5 protein-coding genes and 2 pseudogenes are annotated in these 6,063 nt (G+C 68.6%); 4 read left to right on the plus strand and 3 right to left on the minus strand.

What is annotated here, in order from left to right:
• Positions 1-470: N-formylglutamate amidohydrolase (locus ENN83_RS05295; RefSeq protein ID WP_287184893.1), on the minus strand; the 470-nt coding region annotated here is incomplete at its 3' end.
• Positions 471-596: 126 nt separating this feature from the next.
• On the opposite strand from ENN83_RS05295, the gene ENN83_RS05300 reads away from it, so the two are divergent.
• Positions 597-1,469, plus strand: a complete 873-nt coding sequence (locus ENN83_RS05300) for a MurR/RpiR family transcriptional regulator (RefSeq protein ID WP_287184896.1) — start codon at positions 597-599, stop codon at positions 1,467-1,469.
• Between the two features lie 12 nt (positions 1,470-1,481).
• On the opposite strand, the gene ENN83_RS05305 is transcribed toward ENN83_RS05300, so the two are convergent.
• Together ENN83_RS05305 and ENN83_RS05310 are read right to left on the minus strand one after the other, a co-directional pair.
• Positions 1,482-2,189 carry an RlmE family RNA methyltransferase gene (locus tag ENN83_RS05305; protein ID WP_287184898.1) on the minus strand — a complete coding sequence of 236 codons (708 nt, stop codon included), beginning with the start codon at positions 2,187-2,189 and terminating at the stop codon, positions 1,482-1,484.
• Between the two features lie 91 nt (positions 2,190-2,280).
• Entirely contained in the window at positions 2,281-3,393 is a 1,113-nt protein-coding gene (locus tag ENN83_RS05310; RefSeq protein ID WP_287184900.1) for a Ppx/GppA phosphatase family protein, read from the minus strand.
• A gap of 1,191 nt (positions 3,394-4,584) precedes the next feature.
• Between ENN83_RS05310 and ENN83_RS05315 the strand changes: the two genes are divergently transcribed.
• The 3 genes and pseudogenes from ENN83_RS05315 to ENN83_RS05330 form a co-directional block, all read left to right on the plus strand.
• Complete coding sequence (locus tag ENN83_RS05315) at positions 4,585-4,836, plus strand: virulence factor (protein WP_287184901.1); 252 nt, start codon at positions 4,585-4,587, stop codon at positions 4,834-4,836.
• A 212-nt stretch (positions 4,837-5,048) separates the two neighbouring features.
• Positions 5,049-5,542 (plus strand): annotated as a pseudogene (locus ENN83_RS16925) (DUF6778 family protein).
• A gap of 19 nt (positions 5,543-5,561) precedes the next feature.
• A pseudogene (locus ENN83_RS05330) lies at positions 5,562-6,063 on the plus strand (2Fe-2S iron-sulfur cluster-binding protein); the annotation flags it as partial.

Consider the following 6,063-nt stretch of genomic DNA (forward strand, 5'->3'; position numbering starts at 1 on the left):
AGCCCATGCCAGACCGGCGTGACACTGTGCACGGTGACCAGCGCGGGCGGCACAGGCCGGGCGGCGATGGTGGCGGAAAGGGCCGCATGAAAGGGCGCATGGACCAGCCGCGCGCGGGCGTCCCGGTCGGACGCGAACAGATCCGCATTGCCGGGAATGGCGATCTCCTCGGTCTTCTCCGGCATCGCCTCCCGCGCTCCCGCAGGCCGGTTGCAATCATGCCCCAGCCGCGAGACGGTCGCGGCCACCAGTGGCGCGTCCAGAACCGACGCCATCGCCCGCGCCACGCCCAGCGCGCCCGGATCCGAGGCTGCGTGGCTCCACTCGTCACCCGGGGCAAGCCCCAGCCCGCCGAACCGCGCCGGGATCGCGTTCGAGGCGTGCTCGCAGACAAGCACCACGGGCGCATTTCCGGCCGCGTTCCCGACCTGCGGCCGGTAGTCCGGCGCCCCTTCCCTTGCCTCGATCATGCTGACTCCCTGTCGCATGTGAACAGGTTTCTTCACCACCCCCGAAGCTGTCAATTCCTTTCCTGCCACTTTCTCTTCAGAAGCGATCCACCTGACGCTATATTGTGCAGATGGAGGCCAGGCTCGATGTCCGATCCCCAGCAGACCATCGCCGAACGGCTGCACGCCCGGCTCGACGATCTGACCCGCGCCGAGCGGCAGCTTGCGGATTTGATCCTCGAGGCCTACCCGGTTTCGGGGCTTGGCTCGATCACCCAGGTCGCCCAGGCGGCCGAGGTCTCGACGCCGACCGTGGCGCGCATGGTGCAGAAACTGGGGTTCAAGGGCTATGCCGAGTTCCAGGCCGCGCTGCGCGCCGAGCTCGCGGCCAGGATCTCGGGTCCCATCACCCGGCGCGAGACCTGGGCCGAGGGCGCGCCCGGCGCGCATATCCTGAACCGCTTCACCGAGGCCGTGATCGGAAATATCCGCCACAGCCTGGGCCATGTTGACCCCGGCCAATTCGACGCGGTCTGCGACCTGATCGCCGACCCCGCGCGCCGCGTCCATGTCGTCGGCGGGCGGATCACCCGCACGCTGGCCGAATACCTCGCGCTGCACCTTCAGATGGTCCGCCCCGGCGTCGTGCCCTTCCAGGGGGAACAGAACGCCTGGGCCCATTCCCTGCTCGACCTCGCGCCGGGCGACGTTCTGGTGATCTTCGATGTCCGCCGCTACGAGAATGCGACGCTGAGGCTGGCCGAGATGGCCGCCGAGCGCGGCGCCGAAATCGTGCTCTTCACCGACCAGTGGCGCTCGCCCGTGCAGCGGCTGGCGCGCGCGGTGCTGGTCAGCCGGACGGTGGTGCCATCGGCGTGGGATTTCTCGGTCACGACGCTTCTGCTGGTGGAAACCGTGATCGCGGCGGTGCAGGAACGGCGCTGGCCCGACACCCGCGCCCGGATGGAGACACTGGACGAGATGTTCAACCGCACGGGCTTCTTCCGAAAGTTCACCTGACGGTCGGACGCCCTACCCGCGGAACCCGGTCGCCACCACGAATTTCTCGGAACTGTCCGACCGGCTGGCCGGCGGCTTGACGTTGGCGACCTTCTCGAATCGCTGCTTGAGGATTTTCTGTAACTCTCCCTCGGCGCCGCCGGCCAGAACCTTGGCGACAAAGCTGCCGCCCTCTTCCAGAACGTCGAAGGCCAGTTGTGCCGCCGCCTCGCACAGCGCGACGATCCGCAGGTGATCCGTCTGCTTGTGCCCGGAACTCGCCGCCGCCATGTCGCTCATCACCACGTCGGCCTTGCCGCCCAGCCAGCCCTTCAACTTGTCGTCGGCCCCATCCTCCAGAAAATCCAGTTGGTGGATCTCGGCCCCCGGCATCGGCTCCACCTCCTGCAGGTCGATCCCCAGCACGCGGCCCACCGGTTTGCCGGATTGCTCGCCCAGCGCGTTCACCCGCTTGACCGCCACCTGGCACCAGCCGCCCGGCGCGCAGCCCAGATCGACCACCCGCGCCCCCGGCACAAGGAAGCGGAAGCGGTCATCCAGTTCGAGGATCTTGAACGCCGCGCGCCCGCGATAGCCCTCGGCCTTGGCGCGCTTGACATAAGGGTCGTTCAACTGTCGCTCCAGCCAGCGCGTCGAGGACAGCCGTCGCCCCTTGGCCGACTTCACCCGCACCTTCAAATCGCGCTGCCCGCGCCCGCTCGATCCCCGCTTTTCCGTCATCCCGGCCGCCCGCGCGCCCCCTGTCTTCTTCTTGGCAAAAATACCCGATGCCGCCACTGGCCGCCCGACGCCCCGGTCCGGGTCGCGCGCCTCAGAACGGGCCGTCCTCCAGCACGCCATCGGCCGACATCTGCGCGTACAAGAGCCCCTCGCGCAAGCCCCGGTCCGCGACCGACAGCCGGTCGGTCGGCCAGAGCCGCATCAAGGCCTGCAGGATCGCCGCCCCCGACATGATCAGCGCATGCCGGTCGCGCCCGATCCGCGGATCCGTCCGCCGACCCTCCGGCCCGAGATAGAGATAGGTGCGGATCACCTGGTCGATCTGCGCGGAGGTCATGCGCAAACCATCGACCTTGGTCCGGTCATAACGCTTCAGCCCCAGATGGCTGGCGGCCACGGTCGTCACGGTGCCGGAGGTGCCGATGATCTGGAACCCCTCCTTCGCCTGCTCGGCGGCATAGGGCGAGAAATCGGCCAGGTTCTCCTCGAAGAACCAGCTCATCAGCGCGAAACGCGCGTGGTCGTCCCCGACATCGTCGAACTGTTCCTTCAGCGTCGCCACCCCAAGCGGCACCGAGATCCAGTCGACCACGCGCGCGGCCGGGAACGGGTTGTCGGGGGCGTGAAACCCGCCATGCAGCCGCATGATCGCGCGCGGCCGGTCATGCCGCGGCACCGCCGACAGGTCGATCCACACCAGTTCGGTGGAGCCGCCACCGATATCGACAACGAGCAATTGTTCGGTTCTGGTCGAGACGAGGGGCGCGCAGGAAACGACGGCAAGACGCGCCTCTTCCTCTGGCTCGATGATCTCTAGCTCAAGCCCGGTCTCGTGGCGCACGAAGCTGATGAATTCGCACGCGTTCGTCGCCCGTCGGCAGGCCTCTGTCGCGACCAGCCGCATGCGTGCCACCTGGTGTTTTTCCAGCTTGCCCTTGCAGATACGCAGCGCTTGCACCGTGCGCGCCATCGAGGATCGACTCAGTCGGCCACACGATTCCAGACCGGCGCCCAGCTGGACCGATTTCGAGAAGCTGTCGACCACATGAAACTGGCTGCCCTTGGGCTGGGCAATCAGCATGCGGCAACTGTTTGTACCGAGATCCAGCGCCGCATAAAGCGAAGCCGGATCCGGCTGAGCAGGCGCGGGGGTCGCCACAGCCTTGGGGAACGCGCCCGCACCGTTCGGACGCCTGGGCGTCATCGGATCGCCCTCCAGATCGAGTTGGTCCCAAGCTAGCCCGGGCGCGGCGAGCTTGCAACGGTTTCAACCGGGCGATCTGCCCCGTACTGGGGGACGCGCGCGGCGCGTCAGTCCGAGCATGGCCACCCCAGCCAGCAGCAGCGGAAGGCCCGGCGGAAGCGGCACCGCGGACGGCGCCCCGGTTTCAACCGGTTCCTGCACCCCTGGTTTCAGATCCGGTCCGGGCGTTGTCCCGGGCATCAAGATCGGCATCGCCGGACGGCTCCATTCCCGCGGCTCCCGCGCAGCGACTGAGGGCATGCCCGCCCATGGCCGGGATCCGCCCCCCGCCGCAACAATGATCCAGTCCGGCAGACCGCGCCCGCCCACAAGCGGATCACCCGGCCATACCGTTCCCGCGTCCGGGACCAGCGCCTGAGCGTGCTCGACCTGCCGCTCTCCGACGGCGCCTTCCGTTCCCTGCGGACAGCTTGCGCCGCCTGCCGCACTAACGGCTTCGCGGGACGCCGCGAAGCATTGCCCGCCGGAGGCGGGCAGGCAAAGGCCACCCTCGGGGCGCAGGCAGAGACGCTGCGCCGCCGCAAAGACCGTTGCGTAAAGAAATCCCGGCACCCGAGCCGCCTCGTGCCCGGGCATTTCGGACGTGGCTACCGGCATGGGGGCCGCCCCGGATCCGGACATCGCCGCGTTGCCCCGAGACCACGGCGTGGACAGGCTTGTGCCCGCCACCAGCCACAGCAAAGCCGCAGCCGCCACGGCGCTTGTTCGCTTGCGCATACGTCCAACCTCCCGGCCCGCACCATGCCTGGCCTCACCATCCGGACCCCAACCCACCGGACCCGCCCGCCTGGGCCGGTCTCGCATCCCCGAATGCAAGACCGGCCACTCCCGGGAACCGCCTCGCCCCCACCGGTGAGGCGGTTCACGCGGCGCACCCCCACGGGCACCGCGATGCCCCCGATGTGCCGCAATTGCCTCTGAATGGCCAAGATTTCCGCGCAAGGCGGTTAATTCGCGCCTCTGTCGGCAATCATTCCCGACCAGCCGCCCGATTGTTTCGCAGTCATCACCTGACGCGCGCGCCGCGCATGACACCCGCGCAGGTCGCAAGCCGGGTCCATCATGTCGAAATCCGGCCCCGCAGCGGCAATTTGGCGGATTACAAGCGGAGCAGGCAGGAAAGGGAATCGGATGCCGGAACTGACCATCCTCTACTGGCGCGACATCCCGGCCCAGGTGATCGTGGGCAAGGGGCGCAGGGCCAAAAAGCGCGTTCTGACCCCTCGCTTCGAACAGGCCATCGACCGCTGCGCCATGAAGGTGGCGCGCGGGTCCGACCCCGCAAGAGGGCGATCCCGCCATGCTGGCCGCAGCCGAGGCGGGCGCAGGCCGCGGCGGGCGGCGCAGGCGGTCGGGCTGAACGGCCCTGCCCTGCCCCGTTAAGCCCGCCTTCGTCTTTCGCGGGCTATAGCGTAGCGGCAGAAGCGCACCCCACCGGGGCTGCGCCCGAAGGTAATCGAAGGAATGACGACGATGATCTTCACCAGACGGGTTTTCACGGGGGGGGGCTGACCGGCATTCTGTCCGGCTGTGCCGGGACATGGACGACCGATTACAGCGACGCAATCTCGCCCGCTGTTTCGCGCGGCTGGCGGGTGACGCAATTCGATATCCGCCTGCCCGACAGCCTGACGGTATCCGAGGCCAGTGTCTACCAGCCCGAGGCCGATATCGTCTGGCGCGGCGCCCCCCGGGCAACCGCCGCGCGCAGGTCGCCGCAATCTTCGAGACCGCCGCCCGGCGCGCCACCTCGGGCCTGAGCGGACCGCGCACGGTGCGGCTGACGATCAATGTCAGCCAGTTCCATGCCCTTTCCGACATGGCCCGGCAACGGCTGCAGCGCTCGGGGGTGCACAAAATCTCGTTCGTCGCGCAGGTCAGCGATGCCCGGACCGGGCAGGTTCTCGCCGGACCCGAACCGATCCGGGCCGATCTGGTGGCCCATACCGGTCAACAGGCGCTTCAGGCCGAAAGCCAGGGCCAGATCCAGAAGGTGCGCATCACCAATCACCTGACGCGCGTCATCGCGGGCTGGACCGGCGCCGGGTCCGACGATGTGCGTGGCGCGTTCCAGCGCGTCGGCGGATAGGCAAACGCAAGGGGGGCGAATGGACGACCGCGAACCGCTGGCGATCTTCACCCCCTCGGGCAAGCGCGGCCGCGTGCCCGCCGGAACCACCGTGCTGGAGGCCGCCCGGACCCTGGGCGTCGACCTGGACTCGGTCTGCGGCGGGCGCGGCATCTGCTCGAAATGCCAATGTGCCCCTCTTTACGGCACCTTTCCCAAGCACGGCGTCACCGTCGCAGAGGACGCGCTGTCGCCGATCAACGCGGTCGAGACGCGCCATGACGAAAAGCGCGGGCTGAAACCGGGGCGGCGGCTGGGGTGCCAGGCGCGGATCATGGGCGATGTCGTGATCGACGTGCCGCCCGAAAGCCAGCTTCACCGCCAGGTCGTGCACAAGGTCGCCTGGGCGCGCGCGGTCGAGATGGACCCGGGCACGCGACTCTTTCTGGTCGAGATGGCCGCGCCCGATCTGCACGCGCCCTCGGGCGATCTGGAACGGCTGAACGCCGCGCTCGCCGCGCAATGGGGGCTGCCGCCTGCGC

It is taken from the genome of Rhodovulum sp. (assembly GCF_011048875.1).
GTDB lineage: Bacteria > Pseudomonadota > Alphaproteobacteria > Rhodobacterales > Rhodobacteraceae > Rhodovulum > Rhodovulum tesquicola.